This window comes from Streptomyces sp. NBC_01017 (assembly GCF_045162795.1).
In the GTDB taxonomy this organism is placed as follows: Bacteria; Actinomycetota; Actinomycetes; order Streptomycetales; family Streptomycetaceae; genus Streptomyces; species Streptomyces machairae.
The window spans coordinates 10657316-10677305 of the sequence record NZ_CP108683.1 but is presented as its reverse complement, the minus strand read 5'-3'; the positions used below and the strand labels follow the sequence as shown (position 1 = coordinate 10677305).

Below are 19990 nucleotides of genomic sequence, written 5' to 3'. Positions count from 1 at the left end.
CACGCGCTGAGCCTCCTACACAAAGGCCGACCGCCATACACATCGCGCTCCTCGTCGTCGCCGGAGCGGAACACGAAACGCCCGGCTACTCAGGGCCGAGCGGGAGTGGCAGGTCACCTTGACCCGGCCCTAAACCGCGGCGGAGCGATACGGATGCCTACGGAAGAAGCGGCAACCGAGACCACAAGTGAGACCTGAACAACCGCCTGTTGGCCGAAGCGACTTGCGCATCGGAGGCTACGAGCGCTTCACGCGGCGAACACCCATCGTCACAGCCGCCACCGCCTGGCCCCTCTGGGCCCGGTGTAGATGGCTTGGAGCGGGAGGCTCGGTATTTCGGGTGTGCCTGGGGACCGTACTCGCGCGAGGGGAAGAAAACGTTCCATCTTGCCCGACCGCCGCCGAGGGAAACCCGTATGATTGAGCGGTACTGACCTGGGCTTTCACTGCTGGCGGCTCTGGCTCGGTTGTCAGTGTCCGTCGTCGTTGTCCGGCCTCGGGCTCCCTCACACGGCCCACGGACGGCCCAGCGTCGGGACTGTTCACTTGAGAGGCCGGGCCGCCCCACCCGTGCGACCGTCTGTCAGCAGCTGGGGGAACGGCAGGGGCTCATGCCGCGGCCTGGGGCCACTGTGCCGCCAGGCGAGACTGCCACCGCCCATCCACGGGCCACTGGCCACATGCGGAGACCGTCACCCCGGAGGGTGCTTTGTTGCATATCTTCTGTAAATTTCGTCCCTGTAGTATTCGGCTTCCATCCGGAGTCTTTCCAGCACGTTCACGACTGTTTCGAGCCGCGCAAGCTCGGCTCTTATCTGCTCCAACCGCAGCATCCTTTCGCTCTCGGCATCTTCTCCCTTTTTCCCTCGGCCGAATTCACGCTTCAGGTCTGTGAACTTGCTCTGCTGCGCATCCCAGGCCTGGTCGGATTCTTTTTTGATCCAGAAGGTTCTTTCCAGCGTTGTATCGTAGGGTTTGGCTTCGTCCTGTGCGTTTTCCCGGTCGATGTCTTGCTGATGGGTGGTGTCGCCGCAACACTTCTGAAGCCACCCCATGTAGTTCCTGAGCACCGCAACGCCCATAGCGATCTGACCAATTCCGACGCCAATGAAGGCAGGACCGGAAGCCAAATTACTCTCGGCCATTCGGCCAAACCACTGCCCCTCGGCCCACTTTGGGTCCGACGCTGGCACCGCGTTACTCGGGTTTGTCTCGTTACCTGCCGAGGCCGGGAGGGTCGTGTCCCTGCCGGGCGCATTGTCGAAACGCGTATCCCACCCAATAGCTTGAATTGTCTGAGCAGTTCCCAATGCGATGCTCGAAACCCCGGACAGTATCAAGGCCACCCCCGCGACCTGCTGCGCTTTCTCGCCCGTGGTCCTGCCCTTGCTGCGAGTATTCGCCTTCTGTTCCATGGACGTTTCCCCCTCAGCCACGAGAACGTCGCGCATATTCACCCCCCTCTCGAGAACTGCCCAGGCATGCTCCTTGATATCGTCAAGTTCGCCTTGACTCAGGCCATCATACCTTTTTCGAATCTGCTTCATGAGACGTCTAACAAACGTTTGTCGGTCCTGGACGTCCGCCAAGTTTTCCGGGCCTTTAACGGCGCCACCCACATCCCTGCCCATCCGGTCGATCGCGCTTTCGATAGCACGGAGCGCCTTTTCCTTGTCGGTGCGCTCCAACTGTATGGTGAGCTCCGGCCGTACGATGCCGAGAGGCTTCTTCTCCTCGTTTGCCTTCTTGACCCGCGAACCACCCCTAATCTCCCGGGATGCAGGCAGTGGTGAACTTTCTGCGGCGCCGGGATCCGTGGGGTTATAATCGTTGTCCGGACTATTGACGGCAGAGCTCGTGAGAGACTGGAGCTCCTCCCCGGAGCTGTTTCCTTCCGATTCCATGGCCATTCCTCCCGTGTATCCAAATACCGAATCTGCGATAGGTCAATTCCCGGAGGCGGCCGCTTCTTCGACCACATCCGCGTCGATCCCGAGCCCGGTCAGATACTTCTTCGCTTCTGTTTTGAACTGTTCCTCTCCGGCATCCGGCGAGAGGCCAGTAAAGGCATCCATAAGGACTTTCAGCGCGTCGCACTCGTCGAGTGTGAGAAGGGGCTCGTTCTCCTGGGTGCCGGGATATGCAGGGACATACTCCGCGCCGCCCGGATCTGGGGCGTCGACTCCTGCACCCCCGGCGGAATACATAGGCAATAGAGCGGCCGCCACAACGTCCACGTCTAGCGCATAGCCCCCTGATGGATCTTGCAGGATCTTTATTATCTGCTTCACGTCATCATCCGGGCTGCCGTCCCAATGGCTAACTATGTCGGCCGCTCTGGTCGCCCGCTCCGGATAGAATTTTTCTGTGATTGTTTGGTAGCTGACGGGGTCAGTGACCCCAGACTCAGGCCAGAACCCGGTCATTACGTACGATGCGATTTGCGCTGCGAATTCTTGAGCCTGTTCGAGAGTGCTCATGGGGGTCCTTTCTGACGGTGGGGCACGCCGCCCCTCCGGGCCAGCTGTCAGCCAGCTGTCCCGTGAGAGCGGGATTTGTCATACAAGCACTTGGCAACGCACGCCGTGCGGCGCCGCAAAGCTGGCCGGTGCCACGGCACCCGTCGGTCCGGTGAGAGAGATATGCAAATCGCACCACAGCTTCAGCAGCGGGGCCCACTGCCCACGGGGCCAGTCCCGGTACCCTCTAAGCTGCCTCCGCACCTGCCCTCACGGCGGCGGCTTCAGCCCACCACCTGCCCTGGCTCCCGTCCCGTACGCCGTCGACCCACACGCATGTGGAGCGGACGCGGTCCATGGCGTCCAGGTGGAGCGCCCTACCGGACGTGCGACCTGGACGCCATGGGCCGTCTCTGCTCGGCTTCGCCTGGGCCGGCGGTGTGCGGGACGGGACCACCCCCACGCGCCCGCGCCCGGCAGGGGCACCCCCTCGATCCCCGTGCCGGCCGATCCCCCGCCGGAGGCACCGCTGTGACCGGGGGCCGCGCTCTGCGCTGATCTACCCTTGGCTACCGGTCCTGTCCACACGTAAGCGCGCGTCGGCGCAGCGCCCGCAGCGCGGGCCGAAGGCATGAGCGCGGAGGTCGGCGGAGCCGGGAAGCGCGCCCGGCGGAGCGGAGCGCAGCCGGGGCTTGATGGAGTAGAGAAAGTCGTGCGCGCTGGGAGTGCGGCGGAGTTCTTCCAGGGAGATCCCGGCCGAGGTGCTTTCAGCCTCGGTCACGATCGTCTTGCCATGATGTGGTTGGCGTTCGCGGCGTGCCACTGTTCGCGGCGGGAGCGCTCCTTCAACCGGCGCTTCGCGCTCTCGGTGCGCTTCTTCTGGAGCTTGGCCCGCAAGTCAAGCTGCCGCTTGTGGTACCGATTCAGACCGCGCCCGGCGGCCTGGTAGCCGGTGGACGTGGTGGCAATCCGCACGTACCTGTGGGGCGACCACTTCTGGTCCCCGTCCTACTTCGCCGCATCCTGCGGCGGCGCACCGCCGACGATCATCAAGGAGTACGAGAACCAGAAGCGTCCCGACTGAGGCCAACAGTGCAGACCCGTGCGCCTGTGCGGGTCACCCCTATCTTGAGAAGCGCTTCCTCCCGGGCGTGACCGACTCCGTTGGGAAATCCGTAAACGGGGTGTGGGCGGGGCCTTTATGCGGCCAGGTCAAGTCGGCCAGATGCGAGGTCCTGGTCTCGCCGAGTGGGGTTTCGGTGAGCCAGGCGTCGAGTCGGATGACGTTGATGGCGGTGGCGCCGAAGACGTGGCCGAGGTGGGTCTTGGGCAGGCCGGTGTAGCGGGTCCGGCGGATGCGGGTGCGCCGCACTGCCTAGGAGATCGTGCCTTCCACGCCGGCGCGGATGTTGTAACGCTGCTGCCACTCGTCGGTCAGCTGCTCGCGGCGCCGCGCTTCCAACGCCTCCTGCTGGCCCCGGGGAAGCAATGTCAGACTGCGGCCCCATTTGCCGTTCGCCGCCTTGGTGCACTTCTCGCGTACGGGGCAGCTCCCGCAGTCCTGGGCAGTGAAGTGGACCCGCGCGACGGGAGTTTGGCTGCTCTTTCGCTGGTCGGACCAGCTGGCGCTGATCTTGCCTCGGGGCAGATGACCTTGCGGGCCTGCCAATCGACGGTGAAGGCGCTCTGCGTGAAGTGCTCGCCTTCGTGGTTCTCGTGGCAGGTGTCCAGTCCGACCGGCCCCACCAACTCGATCCCGTACTCGTTCCGGGCGGTGACGATGTGCGCGGCGGTGACATAGCCGGCGTCAACGTCGTGCTCGGCAGGCAGTAACTTCCGTGCGGTCAGGCCTTGGTGGATCACGTCGGTCAGCTCGGTGTCGGCGACCGTCGCATCCGTGGTGACCACGTGGATGATCAGATGCGGGACATCGGATTCGCGAGGTCTCGCTCAGGTGCGTCTTGTAGCCGCACCAGCCCGATCCCCGCTTCACGCCGTAGCGGGCGTCCGGGTCATAGGGCGAGGACAGGCGGCGTCTGCCCGGCGGGAGGTCCTTGCCCTCCCGCCAGTGCACCCCCTCGCCATCACGGTGGTACTGCTCGACCCAGGCCCGGCGCAGGACCTGAACGGCAGGGATCTCCCGCAGCCAGCCCGGAGAGCCGGGACCGAAGGCGGCCTCAAGGACCATGAAGCCGTCACGGCCTACCTGCTCGGCCCACTCCTGACGCACGTTCTCCCCCTTGGGGAAGCGGTAGGAGTCAATCCGGGCGCCGTATCGTCTGGCCCAGTCCGCGGTGACCAGCGCGGACAGCCACTGCGGGGCCGCCGCCGACAGGGCCTCCAGGGCAGCCCGCAGGGTCTCGCCCACGAACTCCATCCGGTTCAACGTCCCCACCGCCGCGAGCACGTGGGTGGAGTCGGTCCGCTGCCGGCCCCCCGCGCGCAGCAGCCCGACCCCGGAAATCCGCTCAAGGACCAGGTCCAGGACCTTCTCCTCCAGGCCGTGCCCGATCAGCCGGGCACGGAAGTCGCCAAGAACGGAGAAGTCGAACCCCGGGTCGTCCAGCTCAAGGCCGAGGAGGAACTTCCAGTCCATCCGGGCCCGGACCTGGTCAGCGGCCTGCCGGTCGGTAAGCCCCTCGGCACACTGCAGCACCGACACCAGCGCCAGTGCCCCGGGCGAGACCGCCGGCCGCCCCCGTCCGGGGAAAGCCCCCGCGAACGACTCGTCCTCGAACAGCGGACCGAGCGCCTCCCGAACACGGACCGCAAGCGTCCCCTTCGGAAACGAAGCCCGCACCACCCGCGCAGTCAGCTCCGGCACTCCGCGCACAGCCCGCGGCTCCAGCGACATCCAGCCCCACCCTCGATCGACGAACAGGCCGATCATGGCAGCCCGCCACGCTCGTCATCACCGGTTTACGGATTTCCCAACGGAGTCCTTCACGCCCAGGGTTCCGCGCTAGATCATGCTGAAGAGTGCGGCAGGGAGATCAGCCGTCGGCGGCTGGCCTTGCGGATCTGGGACAGAGACCGAGCCCCTGCAACAGCGCGACGACGTCGGGTGCCACAACCGCGTAGTGGTTGACACTTGACTGTTACCCTGACCTAGGTAAGCGGGGGGGGTAGCAAAGCCCCAGCAGGTGGTCATGAAATCCGGTTCCCGTAACGAAGACGTTAGCGCGGCAGCGACGACCTGGACGTCTGTCGTCACCCCTGTCGAGGGTTCAGTGGGCAGGGGGCTGACCTCGGCTGCATGGGGGCCTGGCTTCGTTGGGCGGTTTACTGAGCTCGCAGCGATTGCCCGCTGCCGCGCCCAGGTGGCCACGGGCATCCCCTGGCTGGTCGCGGTGGAGGGCGAGGCGGGCATCGGGAAGACTGCTCTTGTGCGCCAAGCGGTGGCTTCAGGTACAGACGGGCTGCAGGTGTACTGGGCGAGCTGTGACCAAGCTGAGCAGGACTGGCCATACGGTGTGCTGGAACAGCTCCTGCGTCGCTTCCCCGAAGATACGCCCGGCCTTTCTGACCTTGCAGACGCCATTACCCCCACTGCCTCGCCGCTGATGATCGGCGCCAGGCTGCTGGCCTTGCTCGCCGCAGCGTCGGAGAGGGCGCCAATCGCCCTGGTGATCGACGATCTGTCCTGCGCCGACCAGCATTCGATCAACGCCCTCGCGTTCTCGCTACGCCGCCTATTTACCGAGTCCATACTCATCCTGATCACCACGCGCAGCTCTGATGCGTTCGCTCCTCCACCCGACCACTCCGTGAGCCCGCGTTCCCAGGATTGGCAGGTTTTGACCCGGGGCACGGCCCGTGTGCAGCGGATCAGCCTGCTTGGTTTGACCGTGGACGAAACGGCGCAGCTGGCGGCCTCGGCGGGGATCGACGACCTGCATGCTGCAGCGGTGCGCCAGCTGCACCGGCGCACCGACGGACATCCGCTGCATCTACGCAGCCTGCTTTCGGAAAATAGCCCGGACCAGCTGGCCGACGTGTCTCAGCCTCTGCCGGTTCCCACGACACTCGAGGCTGTCGTCCGACACACGATCGACGCGTTGCCTCATACCGCCCGGAGGCTGGTCGAGGCTGTCGCTGTCCTCGACGCCCCCATACCGCTGGCCGTCGCTGCTCGGCTGGCCGAGGTGCCCGAGCCGTCTTCTGCGCTCGATGCAGCACTCGGCAGCGGGCTGGTCGAGTGGCAGCCTTCCCAGCCCATTACGCCTGTTCGGATTCACCACCCCCTTCAGCGAGATGCCATATACGCCGCCATCACACCTGTGCGCAGGCGGGCTCTCCACACCATGGCCGCCACTCTGGTCAGTGCAGACGACGCATGGGCGCATAGAGCGGTTGCAGCTGACGTCGACTCAGATCTCGCCGACCAACTCGCTGCCGAAGCTCATCGTCTGGCTGACACTGGCCGCATGCACCGGGCAGCCACCTTCGAACTGTGGGCATCCGGTCTCGTTCCTCGGCGTGATCAGTATGAGCAGCACCTGCTGGCTGCAGCCAATTACCTGCTGCTCCAGGACGACGATGCCGGAGCCCAAAAACTACGGAAGGCCATCGAGGGCTGCGCACCTAGTGCCGGCCGCGATATTGTCCTGGGCCGTCTTGTGGCCTATGCGGGCGAACCGGTGGCTGCTGTGGAGATGCTCGAGCGGGCCAGGCAAACCGCGGTCGGCGAGGCCATGCAGATCATGGCCGGTACTTGGCTTGGTCTAGTGCGGATGATGCTTTCCCAAGCGTCCAAGGCTACCGAGGCCCTTGAGCCGGTTGTCAATCAGTTGTCTGCAGGGCTGACGAGGCATCGGGTCGTCGGGCTGCTCTCCATGGCTGCCGGCCACACAGAAGGCCCACTCGCCGGACTCGATGTGATCGCCAAAACGCACATCCCTGAACGGGCCGCCAACGTCAGTCTTGGCGACTCCCACCTGTTGGCGTGGCGAGGGTACATGCGGGTAGAGGCAGGCCAGCTGCAGGAGGGAATTGATGACCTGGCTACGCTGATCGCCCGTCAGGGTACACACGCGAACCTTTCCGTCAGCCCGGCGGATTACTGGCAGCGCGGGTTCGCCGAGTACTTCCTCGGCCGTTGGGACGACGCCCTCGTCGCAGTGGAGCAGACACTGATCATCACAGAGGCACAGGAACAACCGTTGTCCTACGCCCCCGCGCATGCACTGGCGGCCATAGTGCACGCGCAGCAAGGCCGTGTCGACCAAGCTGCCGAGCATTTTGAGCACAGCGCTCGTCACGCCGCATCATTCCCCCGGTTGGCGTCGACGTACAAAATGGTGGCGCAGGCTTCTATGGCGCAGGCTCGGGCAGATCGTCCGGCCATGCTCGACGCTCTGCGCGCGCTGCAGGATCCTGCCACGATCGAACCGGGCAATCGACTTTTGCACCTTCTGCTGTGGGCTCCTTTGTTCACGGAGGCAGTCGCGCATGCCAGGGATGCCCAGCCCTCAGAGGTGCGTCTCGTTCGAGCAGCAATCCGGATATTCGACAGGCTCGCCGGCAGAGCTCCCGCTCTGACGGCTACTTCACACTTGCTTCATGCACATCTGGCCGAAATTCTAGGTCAGTCTGAGGCGATGCTGAGCCACTACCGTGCAGGGGTGGCGGTGCCAGCTGACGAGGGAGTTCACATCCCCCTTCATCACGCTTTCCTCCATCACGGTCTCGCCGACCGCCTCCTGGCGATGAACGACACCCGCCATCACAGCGAGGCGGCACTCCTCCTGCAGTCAGCTCACAACAACTACGCACGCCTCGGTGCTACACCGTATATCCGCCGGACTGCTGAGGAACTGGCCCGGCTGCAGCCTGGCGCACGGGTGAATGAGGCCCCCACTGGCCTGTCCTCCCGAATCCTCAGTGAGCGCGAATACGCAGTGGCTCACCTCGCCGCCGAGGGGCTGACCAATGCCGAGATATCCCGCAAACTCTTTATCAGTACGAAAACTGTCGAATATCACCTCAGTCACGTCTACAGGAAGCTTCATCTCACCACTCGTCGTGAACTGCCGTCCGCCCTCACGACTGATCACCACTAAAGAGTTGTCCCGCAGTGGCTGGTCACGGTTGAGGTGATCTTGATGCGGCTGGTGTGATCACAGCATTGGTGCCGTCCTGGATCGGTCCGGTGGGCTGAGCTCGAGGCCGGTTCCGCCGAGGAATGCGGTGAGAAGATCGGGGGTGTCTCTGGATGTAGCGCAGTGCCGCACGGGGCTGCCTCATGCAGCTCGGTAATCGAACGGAAGGCTCGGAGCCTGGTCAGAATTTGCCCAACCCGTTGTGTGGGAGCACGGTGGTGATGTCAGGCCCACCGGCTGCCGACCATCTGCCGAGGAGAGCCATCATGGCAAGGCGTTCGTGGCTCGCCTGCGCACTGGCATTCGTACTCGTCGCCGCCGCGGCATGCAGCCGTCCAAGTGACGAGTCCGCGACACCGGGGGTAACCGACACAACGGTCACGATCGGCAGCCACCAGCCGTTGAGCCACCCGCTGGCCCCCGCCTGGGGCCAGCTCCCACTGGCAGCCAAGGCGTACTTCGACCATGTCAACGCGAATGGCGGCGTCCACGGCCGGAAAATCATCTTCACCTACCGGGACGACGGCGGTGAACCGGATAACAGCATCAAGGTGGTACAGAACCTTGTAGAGAAAGACAAGGTGTTCGCCATTCTCGCCGGCTGGGGCGCCGACTCACACGCTGCAGTCATTGACTACTTGAACTCCCGCAAGGTCCCTGACCTTATCCCAAATGGGGGATCCGCCCGTTTCAACAATCCAGTCAAACTGCCATACACCTTCGGCTGGTACAGCTCCCTTCGGGAAGGCAAGATCCTCGGCGATTACATCAGCAAGGCGTTCCCGGGAAAGAAGGTGGCCTACTTCTACCAGAGGGACGAAGTGGGTGAAAGCGGGATCAAGGGACTGGATAAAGTCATTCCACCTTCTTCCGTGGTCGCGCGGGAGAGCTACCTGCTCGGCGAAACCGACGTTACTGCGCAAATGCGGGCTATTCACCGGGCTAAAGCAGACGTCATCGTCAGTTTCTCACTCACTAACTACAACGTTTTGCTGCGCCTTGCCCAGAAGAAGCTCGGCAACACAGCGCGGCTCGTTCTCGTCTCCACGGGCTCCGACCCGACGACGCTGTCCGGTCTCCTGACGTCCGCGACCGGTGACCCGGCTACCGGCAGCTCGATGATCCAGGGCATCATCACCAACGCCTGGCTCGTGCCGGTCAGCGACACCTCCAACAGCTGGATCGTCCTGGTCAAGATGATCCATGACCGCTACCTGTCGGGCCGCCCCCTGGACCGCTACACAGAAATGGGTGTAGCGGCCGCATACCTGTTCGTGGAGGCGCTGCAGCGCACGGGCAGGAACCTGACCCGGCAGTCGCTGGTGGACACGCTGGAAAAGGGCGGCCTCTCGCCCGGCCTCGGCCTGACCCCTCTGGACTACAGCCGCACCTCCCACGCCGGCTATGCCGGTGCCCAGATCGGCGTCATCAAAGGCAACGCCATCGTCCTGCAGGGCAAACCCATGATCACCGATGATGGAGCCGGGCCGGTCGTCCCTTACACCGCTCCCCTTCCCCGCCCTCCCGCCAGCGGCATCCCCCCACCTCCACCGCAAGGATGAAGGCCCTTGCCCCCCTATGACCGGGTCCCCGGCATACATGGAGAGACCGGTTGGGTCTGCGCCCGCCCCCGCCCAGCGGCTACTGCATGCTTTGGACGCGCGGGACACGCCCGTCCTGCTGCACTTCCCGTGATCATCAATGGCACCCCGGCGTGAAGTGAGCACGGCCCTTGTAGATCATGGAAGTCTTCACGCTTCACGATCTGCCGTGCTCGTCGCTCCACCTTCTCCCGTATCCATCACGCCCGGGTGCGCGCCCTGCCCGACCCGTGCGCAGGCTGACGCGGGAGCGGTCGTCCCCGGGGGACTGCCGCATGCCCTGGCCCAGATCCCCGATCCGCGTGATCCACGCGGGGTTCACGTGCACCGCTCCGGCGGCCCCCACCCGCTCAGCGTGCAACACCACCAAGGCGGACAGCAAGACCAGGAAGCAACCCGACCACTGCGAGCACCAGGACCAGGCCGACACCCACCAAGCACGACCACGCCACCCAACCGCCCGCCGCTCCAGGCCACATGGCCCACAGAGCCGCAGCCGGAGCCCAGCGCCCATGCACCGTCGGCAACGCCCAGGCCGGATCGAAGTACGGCCCGTGACGTATGGAAGAAGCGTGGCTGAGGCCAGTACGGGGTTGCTGGAAACACACGTGCCGGGTGCTCAGTCGACGCACCCACCGCCGTGGCTGACTCTCGCTGGCTCAGGTCAGAACCGGGCATCCATCGATCGAACGGCAACAGGCATCTTCCCTAACTCGGCATTTCAGATCGTCACCGATGCCGACACCCGCCTGATCGTGGTGGCCGCCGGCCCGTGCCGGGCAACCGGCACGACTCCCGCCGCTGCGAGGAATCCGGCACCAGGCCGCCATCCGCCGCAGCATCGCTATGGCGTCCCCGGACGGCGACCGAACCGGCAGGCTCCCGCGAGAGCGGTTTGCCTGTATCCGACGTGCTTGAGTGGGATGGCCCGCCCTCTGGCCAAGGACACGCAGTACGGAGGAGTGATGGACAGTAACAGGGTGTACGGGATCCTGATGGCAGTTCTTGGTGTCGTACTCGTCCTGGTCATGCAATGGCGTGCCACCCCTCGACGAGGCGTCGAGCGCCCGATGGAGCGCATGGCGCCGGACCGTAGAAAGCCAAAAGCCTCCCCGGCATGCGTCCGCAGGATGGTTGTCGAGGAAGCGGAGGAACTGGTGCGTGGCTACGCTCGCGTGCTGGAGCCGCTGTATTCGCTCCCTGATGAAGACTCCATCGGCACGTAGGTCCCCGTCCCGGCCATCCGCAATCAGCCTCATCCTCAACGAGGGCAAACTCCCGACATGCCAGGCGGGTCAGATCGTGAAGGCGAGGTGGTCCAGGACCCGTAGCCCCAGGAAGCGATCACCGCGGATCTCGATGTCCGAGCTGTGCTCAGAGGCGCTTGAGCGGCCGCCGCTGAGCCACATCAGCAGCTCGGAGGGCATGCGCAAAGTGACGGTAGGCGTCCTGTCGAGCTGGACGATCTCGGCCCGCCCCTCCACCATCACGTCGATCCGCGCGGGAAGCGCTCCGGCCAGGTCGAACCGAACGCTCGTACCGTCGGGCAGGGCGGCCCGTTTGCCGACGATGTAGCCCAGTGCGCGGCAGAGTTCAGCCAATGAGACGGTAGCGGCGGGGCCGCGGCAGTGCCCGGCGATGCCGGTGGCGGCGCGGACGTCCTGCTCGTGCATCCAGGTGTCGTAGACACGCAGCTGCATGAACCGCGCGTAGGTGGCCTCACCGGCGGGAGTCCAGCTCCGGGCGTCGAAGTCCGCCTGCGTGGTGCACTCGAGAGCCTCGCGGCGGCGGGAGACGACGTTCCGGAAGAGACGAAGCATCTCGGCGCCGGGGGCAGCACGCAGCGCCTGAACCCAGATCTCGTTCACGGCGCCGATGTCATTGGCAACGTGCGGGAGCGAGGAGACATCCAGGGCGACAGCGGGAACCGGGTCGCCGGCGAGCATGCACTCCGTGCCGATGACATGAGCGATGACGTCGCTCACGGTCCATTCCGGCAGGCAGGTAGGCAGCGCCCACTGGACTGGTGTCAGCCGTGCGAGCACGTGGTCCAGCGAGTCCCAAACGTCGTGCAGCGCCACGATGAGCGTGCTGCGGTCCGAAGCCTGTGCGGCGACATCGCGCGGCATGTCCGTCCCACTCACCAGGATCGACCCTCCCCGTCCGTTGTGGCGGGCTCGATCGCGGGCAGGGGCGGGATATCGACCACCTTGCCCCGGTCCACGGTTTCCCAGTCACGCCCGGCCAGGTACGGCTGCATCGCCGTCAGGATGTCGGTATGGGCGGCGGCGCTCTTGGGCCGCTGGATCTCGTAGACGTGAGGAAATTCCAGCAGCGTGGTGACACTGCCCCACAGCCGCGCCGCCCGCTCTCCTGTGGGCGAGTGGATCAGCACGGGCCCGAACAGGCACTGCCCGTCAGGGAAGATCAACGTGGGTACCCCATAGCCGCCGGCGTCCACCACTCGCTGGTGGTCGGCGCGTATGTCCTCGTGAGTGGTGGGGTCCGCCAGGGCCTCGTCCAGCAGGCGCGGGTCGTGTCCTATCTCCTTCAGCAGTTCGCGGGCCACGTCGGGGTCATGGGGTTTGCCGCCGTGCTCGTGCAGTTCCCGTCCGATGCGCTCGTACCAGGCGTCTGCAAAGGCCTCGTCACGACGGCGCAGGTAAGCCGCGACGCGCATGAGCGACCAGCCGTACGACCAGCGCCGCTCCCACGGATGCTTGCGGCCTTCGGCCCGGTTGACCTCTTCCAGGCTGAAAAAGCGCCAGTTGACGGTGATGTCGCACTGCGTGCGGACCTCGCGGATCCAGACGGATGCCGCATAGGCGAACGGACACATCGGATCGAAATGAAAGTCCACACTCAGGGGCCGGGATGTCATCGGAGCCGCTCCTGGACAAGATAGTGGTCGAGCACATCATGCAGCGCGGCCGTGATGTCACAGGCCGGGGTGCTGTCGGTTTTCGCGAGAAGGATCATGCCCTGGAACTGGGCAAGCAGGATGCGCGCCAGCTGATCCGGATCCGTCCCTGCCACAAGTACGCCCCCGGCGGCTGCCTGCCGGCACTGCTCGGCCAAACGGAGCTGCCACGTGCCGAAGACCCGCCGCAGGTGCGCTGCGAGATCCGCGTCCGCCGCGGCCACCTCGGCGGCAAGGTTGCCGAAGGGGCAGCCCACCACCGTGCCGAAGTACGACTCGAATTCCCCCTGGATGGCGCCCACTGCATCGACGAGCCCACGCAGCCGCGCTGCGATGTCGGGAATGTCCGCGGTGGCCGCAAGGCGCAGCCACAGGGCATCCGCGTGACGGTCGATCACGGCCTTCATCAGGTCGGCCTTGGAGGAGAAGTAGTAGTAGAAGCTTCCCTTGCGCACTCCCGCAGCCGCACACAACTCGTCAACACCAACGGAGTGATAGCTGCGGGACAGGAAAAGCCGGGCCGCTGCGCCAACCAGCCGGCCGCGCGTATCGGGGGCCTCCGCCAGGATCTCCGTCATGGGGAAGAAGATCTCCTTGGTTGACCGGTCTGTCAAGAGAGCCCAAGCGGGATGCTCCTTCCCGTCCGCTGCCCCTCGCCGTCTATGCGGGCCGACCCCGACGGCCCGCGGCTCGGGCTCGACCAGCGGCGAACAGCCCTCCCCGGGCGGCAACAAGGAGTTCAAACAGCCTTCTCCCTCGCCGTATTCGCCGCCCTGTTGACCCACGGCCCAGGGCTTGCAAAGACAGGAAGACCGCCCGGGGAAGGCATCACACCCAAAGTCCTCCCCTGTCCGAGCAGACGACGAGCTGGTGTTCCGAGAAGTTCCCGGAAGGTCCGCCGCTCACGGACCAGGCGGTGGCAGGTCGATGTCGATCACGAGAGGAACCGCTGCCCTTCATATATGATCATGGCGGATATCAGTGGTGACATAGGCATCGAAGACGACGGGCACCGCACCCGTGATCCGCACGCGTCACCCGCCATCGCCAACGACGAGGGCTGGCTCTGCCTGGCCACGGTCATCGACATCAGTCGCCGGCGCTGTCCAGGCCGGCGATCTTCCACTCGGGACACGGCTGCCTACACCAGCCGTGAACTCGCCGCCACGGCCGCCTGGTTCGGCGTGTCCCGCACCAACGCCTGTGCCGCGCCGTCAGAGGCGGACGGCCCAGGAGTCGATCTTCCCCGTATCGAAGGACGCGCTGTCGGTCACCCGCAGCCGCCATGTGCCGCTGGCTGACTCCGAGGAGGCATTGACCGTGTGGGTGGTGTCAATGTTGTCTGAACTGCCGCCAGTACCGAATCGCTTGAGCATGTACTGCGTGCCGTCCGGCGCTATCAGTTTGACTTGGAGGTCGCCGATATATGTATGCCGGATGTGCACTTCTGCACCCAGGGTCGTCGAGGCCTTGCCCGGCTCGCCGCTGACGGAGATCGGTGACTCGGTCGTGGAGTGGTCCCTGATCGCGAAGTCGGTCGCGTTCCGGTAGACGGGGCCGGGCGCTTTGAGGAGTCGGTTGGGTGAGCCCTGGCCCGCGCCTGACACCGCACCGACGAAGGCACTGTTCTTCAGGGCCGAGGCGACCTGGGCTGGAGTCGCCGACGGGTTCTCAGCGAGGAAGAGAGCGGCTGCGCCGGAGACGTGGGGGGCCGCCATCGAGGTACCCGAGCTGGTCGCGGACGCTGAGTCGCTCGAGTGGTAAGCGGATGTGATCGATGATCCGGGGGCGAAGAGATCCAGTGCCGCACCATAGTTGGAGTAGCCGGCGCGGGCGTCGAAGCGGTCCGTGGCTCCGACCGTGATTGCCTCACTCACCCGGGCCGGTGAGGAGCCGGCCGCGTCGCGACTTTCGTTGCCTGCCGCGGCGACGACAGGGATGCCGGCTGCGACTGCCTTGCGCACAGTCGCATCCAGCATGGTGTCAGCGGGGCCGCCGAGAGACATGTGGATCACCGCCGGCCTCACAGCGTGCCCGATGACCCAGTCGATACCGGCGATCACCTGCGCGGTGGTACCGGATCCGGACTTGTCCAGGACACGAACGGCTACGATCTTCGCTTTCTTGGCCACACCTGCGGAGACACCGGCTATTGTGCCGGCCACATGCGTGCCGTGACCATGGCCGTCCGGGGCAGACAGATCGTTGTCGATTGCGTCGTAGCCGTAGGAGGCGCGGCCGGCGAACTCCCTGTGGGTGATGCGTACACCGGTGTCGAGGACGTAGACCGTCGCGTTCGCTCCGGCCTTGTTGGAGTACCGGTATCGGGTGTCCAGCGGGAGGCTCTTCTGGTCGATGCGGTCCAGGCCCCAAGAGAGCGGGTCGGTCTGAGTCGCGGTGATGGAGAAGGTGCGGTTTTGTACCACGGAGGCCACTGCCGGATCGGCCGCGAGACGCTCAGCGTCATCGGCCGAGGCTTTGATCGCGTAGCCGTTGAGGGCCTCGCGGTAGACGTGGGCGATCTTGCCCTCGTAGTGCTTGACCAAGGAACGACGCCTGGCGGAGTCCTCTGGGAGGGACGCCTTGAAGGTCACGAGGTAACTGCCGTCGACCGCGTTGGCGGCATCGGCGTACCGGACGCGGTCGTCGCGTTCGGGGTCCGCGCTCGCCGGAACCGCGCAGAGTGCGCTCATCACGAGTACAGCCAGGGCAGCCACACTGCAGTCGGCCGCTCCTCGCCATGCGTTCCTCACAGCATCGTCCTATCCGTCGTTTTCAGCGCGTGTTTCCCGTGCCGCGTACGTGCGCGTGTGGGAGCGGAGAGACCGCTCGGCGGCCCATGAAGGTCGGCTGGTTCAGTCAGGGAACCCATCACCTGAGGGGCCTGTTTGCGCCTTCCTGCGAAGTTGTCCTTCCGTAGTGCGCGGCCGTCAGAAGGATGAGTGGGGGCTCATCCCCGCGCAGCCGCGCGAGCCGGACCTGGGTTAGTAGTCCTGGTAGCGGGCGCAGAGCCGTGAGAAGCGGACATCGGCGCAAGGAGAGCTCTCCCCCGCGACGCGCAGGGCCGCCTGCGCCACGGCGTCATAACTGCCTGCGCTCTCGTGGGGCTTGATGAGGACCGTCTTTTCCTCGCCGTCCACCTGCAGCGTCACCGTCCAGCCATACTTCGGCTTGTCAGACACGAGCCCTCCCTTCATGGGTCATCTCACTGTGCGAAGTGTCGTGCCTGCCCAGCCAGCCCCAAGGCGCAGACAAGCGGGTAGAGACGTCGTCCGCCCAGAGACCGGGAACCCGCGAAGGGCCAGGGCCCAGGCCTGCGCACTCATGCTGTGACCGGAGGGTTTCCTTGTGGCAGCGAGGTCCCGGTCACCTTGCTCACCTGCACCGGTGATGGTCCCCCGCGATCAAGCACACGGGCCAAAGGAGCTGGCCAGTGCGAGTAGAACCACCGCCATCACACCGTGTACCGCCGCAGTCTCGGGGACGTCCTGGAACAGGCGTCGACGAAGACGCCCAGAGGCTTGTCACCTCTGGTGATGATCACCGCTCAGGGCCAGGGCTCCGCCCTGGCCACGTGACTTCGGCGCATCCCCACCAGTGCCCGCGGCTGATCCAGATGTGAAGGCCTCCACCGGGTTCCGCCCGCGGACACCCCGGCTGGCCTGTCCGATCCCGACTTCGCCGGGGTTCTGACTGTTTCGATCGGCTGTGGGGGGCTACGGTTTTGGTATGGAGGTCGGCTTCATAAGCGCCGACACCACGACTGTCGGTGAGGTCTTCGTCGGCCGGGGCTGTGAGCTTGAAACCCTGGCTGTAAGCGCTGAGCAGGTACGCTCGAGCCGAGGTCCCGTGGTGGTCTGCATCCACGGTGAGGAAGGCATCGGGAAAACTGCCCTGCTCAATCGCTTCCTCACCACTCTCGATGGCTTCACGGTGCTCCGCGCGACATGCGACCCGTCCGAGAGCGACATGCCCCTCGGTCTGGTCGGTCAGCTGGCGGGACGAGTGCCGAAGGCACAGGTCCAGCGCTACCCCTTCATCACGAAGCTCACCCCGGCGCCAGGTGCCATTCCCACCCCGGCGCTGTCCGCGGTCGGCGTGCAGCTGCGCCTGCTCATCGACGAACTGCTGGACAGCGGACCAGTCACCGTCGCGGTGGACGACCTGCAGTGGGCGGACTGGACCTCCGTGCAGGTGCTGCGGGTGGCGCTGAGACAGCGCCACGGGGAACCCCTGCTGGTGCTGGCCGCATGCCCGAGCAGCCCCGGCACCTCCGCGGTGGGGAACACTGCTGTCCGGTTCGTGGAGGATCTGGGCGAACTGGTCCACCTGCCCTTGGCGGGGCTGGACGCGGGCAGCGTGGCGACGCTCGCGTCCTTGCACACCACAGCCCCTTGGAGCCGGCGCGCGCTGGAAGAACTGTGCCGGCGTACCGAGGGGCACCCCTTGTACCTGCAGCTTGTACTCGCCGACTCCGACAATCCCAGGGACAGGTTCCAGGTGCCCGGCTCACTGGTGGCCACGATGCGCTTGCGCCTGGACGGCCTGGACACGGAGTGCCGGCGTCTGCTCGATGCCCTCGCCGTGCTGAATGCGTTCGTTCCTCCGAGCGCCGGGGGTGCCGTGGCGGGCCTGGCCGACCCACAGCCGGCCCTGCAGCGTCTGCTCCAGCTCGGTCTGGTGCAGTGGCAGGGGGCCGGGTCCACGCTCATCGGCGTAGCGCACGAGTTGCAGCGTGAGGCGGTCTATACGGCGCTGACGCCGACACGCCGCCGGGAGCTGCACACGGCTGCAGTCTCCGTGGTGGAGGGGCCTTCGCAGTGGGCGCACCGGGTCGCGGCTGCTCAGCAGTCCGACACCAAGCTGATCGCTGCGGAGCTGGAGGAAGCGGCCTGGGAACGGATCGCGGAAGGAGACACCGACTTGGCGGCGACGTGGCTGCTGTGGGCAGCCGATCTCGCCGACAGACGCGAGGACCGCGAACGGCGGCTGCTGACAGCGGTGATCCAATTGCTGTCCGGTCGCCGGATGGACCGGGCGCACCCGCTGCTGGAAAGCGTGCAGTCCTGCGCGCCGTCTCCGCTGAAGGACTGTGCGTTGGGTGTAGCGGCCGGCTACCGGGGCGCGTATGCCATGGCACGGGAACGGCTGACGGCAGCGATGAAGGCAGCCCAGGTAGCCGGCCCGGAGTGGGTCGTCGCGGAAGCGGGAAATTTCATGGCGTCGCTTGCGTGCTGGCACGGCCTGGGCGAAGCCGGCCTGCGGTATGCCAGACAAGTGCTGGACACCAGCGGCGCGGTCGCGCATCTCGCCGCCCCGGCCAGGAGCTCCATGTTCCTCGGGCACTTGCTCGTTGACGGTCCTGAGGCAGCTTTGGCGCGCGTCAGCGATGCGGTGGAGCCATGGACGCGCGAGATGGGCGGACAGGAAGTCCCAGCGTGCGGATACTGGCATGCGTGCATGGCCCTGGCACATATTGCGACCGCGAAGCCGGCAGCCAGCGAACGGCATGCGCAGATGGCCCTGAGCACGTCGCCGACCACATCGTCCGAGGCATGGTCCGGGGATCTTGCATACTTCTGCCTTTCGCTGGGGCAGTATCTGCTCGGCGCGTGGGAGAGGTCTGCCGTCAATGCCGAACACTGCATCTCGGTCGCCGAGGGGCTGGAACACTCCTGGGCTTGCAGCCGCGCGTATGCGGTGGCCTCACTGACTACGTCCGGCCGAGGAGAGTTCGAGCGGGCCCAAGCACATGTCGAGGCCGCTCAGCAGTGGGCGTACCAGGTGGGTCCCCCGCAATTCATGGTGTACCCGGCACTCGCACAGGCCGTCCTGTCCCAGGCACGTGGCGATCATGAAGGGATGGCTGCGGCCCTGCTGCCGCTGTGGACCGATCCGGGCGGCTGGATCCGGGCGTACCGATCCTGGTGGCTGCCGTTGCTGGCCGAAGCTCTTGTAGGAACCGGGCAGATCCGCCAGGCCACGAGCGCGGTGGAGGAGCTGCAGCAGCTGACCCGGTACGGCTCGAGCCTGGCTGTGGTGGAGGCATGGCTGTCCGGGCTGCTGCTCGAGTCCCACGGCGCCATCGACGAGGCGGCCGCCGCCTACACCGCTGGTCTCGCGTTGCCCGAGAGGCCGGAGAACATCCCTCTCCACCGGGCCCGGCTGGAGCAGGCGTACGGCCGGCTGCTCTCGGCCCAGGGGATGGAGCATGCTGCGATCGCGCACCTGCGCCATGCGCACAGCAGGTTCCAGGCGCTCGGTGCCGCTCCCTTCCTGAAACGCTGCCGTGAGGACCTCGTCGGCCTCCTGCGCATTGGTTAGGTGGTGTGGAGTCGGGCCCAGTGGGTGGTGGCGGTGCCGTTGGTGAGGTGGTGGGTGCCGTGGGCGTCGGCGAGGGTGTCGACGATGCTCAGTCCGCGGCCGTGTTCGGCGTCGGTGCGGGGGGAGGTCCAGGAAGCTTCGTCGGGGGCGGGTCCGCCGTCGGTGACGCCGACCCAGACGCGGTTGCCGGTGGTCTCTCGGTGCAGGTGGAGCATCACCGGGGGCTGGGCGTGCTCGATGGCGTTGGTGACGAGTTCGGAGACCACGAGCACGACGGCCTCGGCGGCGTCGTTGCGGCTGTTGCCCAGGAATTGCTGGGTGAGGTGGCGGGCGCGGCTGACGGACTGGGGGGTGTGGTCGAGGTCGCGGGTGACGGGCGTGGCCCGCCGGTCGGGGCAGAGGCTTTCGGTGGACGCGGTGCGGGCGGGGTGGTCGCCGGCCCGGGTGTGCCGGGGGGCGCCTGCCGTCTCGGGGCGGGTGCTGTCGAGGTCGGTGACATACATCGCGTTCACTTCCGGGGAGCCTGTGGTGTGGTTCGTCTGACCGGATCACTGACTCCATACAAGAACATGCGCGTATACCACA

Annotated in this window: 16 protein-coding genes and 1 pseudogene; 5 read left to right on the top strand and 12 right to left on the bottom strand. The window is 65.9% G+C overall.

Annotated features, from left to right (window positions below; genetic code table 11):
* Nucleotides 1–692 precede the first annotated feature (692 nt).
* The 3 genes from OG331_RS48890 to OG331_RS48880 all read right to left on the bottom strand — a co-directional run bounded on the left by OG331_RS48890 (nucleotide 693) and on the right by OG331_RS48880 (nucleotide 3434).
* A complete protein-coding gene (locus OG331_RS48890; protein WP_406191444.1) occupies nucleotides 693–1904 on the bottom strand; it encodes a hypothetical protein in 1212 nt (403 codons plus the stop codon).
* Between the two features lie 42 nt (nucleotides 1905–1946).
* On the bottom strand, nucleotides 1947–2480 hold the full coding sequence (locus OG331_RS48885; protein ID WP_406191446.1) for a hypothetical protein: 534 nt from the start codon (nucleotides 2478–2480) through the stop codon (nucleotides 1947–1949).
* 756 nt (nucleotides 2481–3236) lie between these two features.
* A complete protein-coding gene (locus OG331_RS48880) occupies nucleotides 3237–3434 on the bottom strand; it encodes a hypothetical protein (protein WP_406191448.1) in 198 nt (65 codons plus the stop codon).
* Between the two features lie 13 nt (nucleotides 3435–3447).
* Between OG331_RS48880 and OG331_RS48875 the strand changes: the two are divergent.
* Nucleotides 3448–3543, top strand: a pseudogene (locus tag OG331_RS48875) (IS200/IS605 family transposase); the annotation flags it as partial.
* Nucleotides 3544–3582: 39 nt separating this feature from the next.
* Here OG331_RS48875 and OG331_RS48870 read toward each other — a convergent pair.
* From OG331_RS48870 to OG331_RS48860, 3 genes are all read right to left on the bottom strand, one after another.
* Nucleotides 3583–3831, bottom strand: a complete 249-nt coding sequence (locus OG331_RS48870; RefSeq protein ID WP_406191450.1) for a hypothetical protein — start codon at nucleotides 3829–3831, stop codon at nucleotides 3583–3585.
* Nucleotides 3832–3834: 3 nt separating this feature from the next.
* Nucleotides 3835–4128, bottom strand: coding sequence for a transposase (locus tag OG331_RS48865; RefSeq protein WP_406191452.1), 294 nt, complete (start codon nucleotides 4126–4128; stop codon nucleotides 3835–3837).
* A gap of 138 nt (nucleotides 4129–4266) precedes the next feature.
* Nucleotides 4267–5313, bottom strand: coding sequence for a transposase (locus OG331_RS48860; RefSeq protein WP_406191454.1), 1047 nt, complete (start codon nucleotides 5311–5313; stop codon nucleotides 4267–4269).
* Nucleotides 5314–5608: 295 nt separating this feature from the next.
* Between OG331_RS48860 and OG331_RS48855 the strand changes: the two genes are divergently transcribed.
* From OG331_RS48855 to OG331_RS48845, 3 genes are all read left to right on the top strand, one after another.
* Nucleotides 5609–8521 (top strand): LuxR C-terminal-related transcriptional regulator, encoded by a 2913-nt coding sequence (locus OG331_RS48855; protein WP_406191456.1) that lies wholly within the window; start codon nucleotides 5609–5611, stop codon nucleotides 8519–8521.
* A gap of 305 nt (nucleotides 8522–8826) precedes the next feature.
* Nucleotides 8827–10122, top strand: a complete 1296-nt coding sequence (locus tag OG331_RS48850; protein WP_406191458.1) for an ABC transporter substrate-binding protein — start codon at nucleotides 8827–8829, stop codon at nucleotides 10120–10122.
* Between the two features lie 1004 nt (nucleotides 10123–11126).
* Nucleotides 11127–11387, top strand: a complete 261-nt coding sequence (locus OG331_RS48845; protein WP_406191460.1) for a hypothetical protein — start codon at nucleotides 11127–11129, stop codon at nucleotides 11385–11387.
* Between the two features lie 69 nt (nucleotides 11388–11456).
* Here OG331_RS48845 and OG331_RS48840 read toward each other — a convergent pair whose 3' ends face one another.
* The 5 genes from OG331_RS48840 to OG331_RS48820 all read right to left on the bottom strand — a co-directional run bounded on the left by OG331_RS48840 (nucleotide 11457) and on the right by OG331_RS48820 (nucleotide 16263).
* Nucleotides 11457–12305 (bottom strand): maleylpyruvate isomerase family mycothiol-dependent enzyme, encoded by an 849-nt coding sequence (locus tag OG331_RS48840; RefSeq protein ID WP_406191462.1) that lies wholly within the window; start codon nucleotides 12303–12305, stop codon nucleotides 11457–11459.
* Nucleotides 12302–13042: a DsbA family protein gene (locus OG331_RS48835; RefSeq protein ID WP_406191464.1), complete on the bottom strand. Its 741-nt coding sequence runs from the start codon at nucleotides 13040–13042 to the stop codon at nucleotides 12302–12304. The genes OG331_RS48840 and OG331_RS48835 overlap by 4 nt, the downstream gene beginning before the upstream one ends.
* Nucleotides 13039–13659, bottom strand: a complete 621-nt coding sequence (locus OG331_RS48830) for a TetR/AcrR family transcriptional regulator (protein WP_406191466.1) — start codon at nucleotides 13657–13659, stop codon at nucleotides 13039–13041. Before OG331_RS48830 ends, OG331_RS48835 begins: the two co-directional genes overlap by 4 nt.
* Nucleotides 13660–14295: 636 nt before the next feature.
* A complete protein-coding gene (locus OG331_RS48825; protein ID WP_406209674.1) occupies nucleotides 14296–15774 on the bottom strand; it encodes a S8 family peptidase in 1479 nt (492 codons plus the stop codon).
* 291 nt (nucleotides 15775–16065) lie between these two features.
* Nucleotides 16066–16263 carry a hypothetical protein gene (locus tag OG331_RS48820; protein ID WP_406191468.1) on the bottom strand — a complete coding sequence of 66 codons (198 nt, stop codon included), beginning with the start codon at nucleotides 16261–16263 and terminating at the stop codon, nucleotides 16066–16068.
* Between the two features lie 547 nt (nucleotides 16264–16810).
* Between OG331_RS48820 and OG331_RS48815 the strand changes: the two genes are divergently transcribed.
* Nucleotides 16811–19405, top strand: a complete 2595-nt coding sequence (locus OG331_RS48815) for an ATP-binding protein (protein ID WP_406191470.1) — start codon at nucleotides 16811–16813, stop codon at nucleotides 19403–19405.
* On the opposite strand, the gene OG331_RS48810 is transcribed toward OG331_RS48815, so the two are convergent.
* Entirely contained in the window at nucleotides 19402–19908 is a 507-nt protein-coding gene (locus tag OG331_RS48810; RefSeq protein WP_406209677.1) for an ATP-binding protein, read from the bottom strand. The two genes, OG331_RS48815 and OG331_RS48810, sit on opposite strands and share 4 nt — an antisense overlap.
* Nucleotides 19909–19990: the final 82 nt, after the last annotated feature.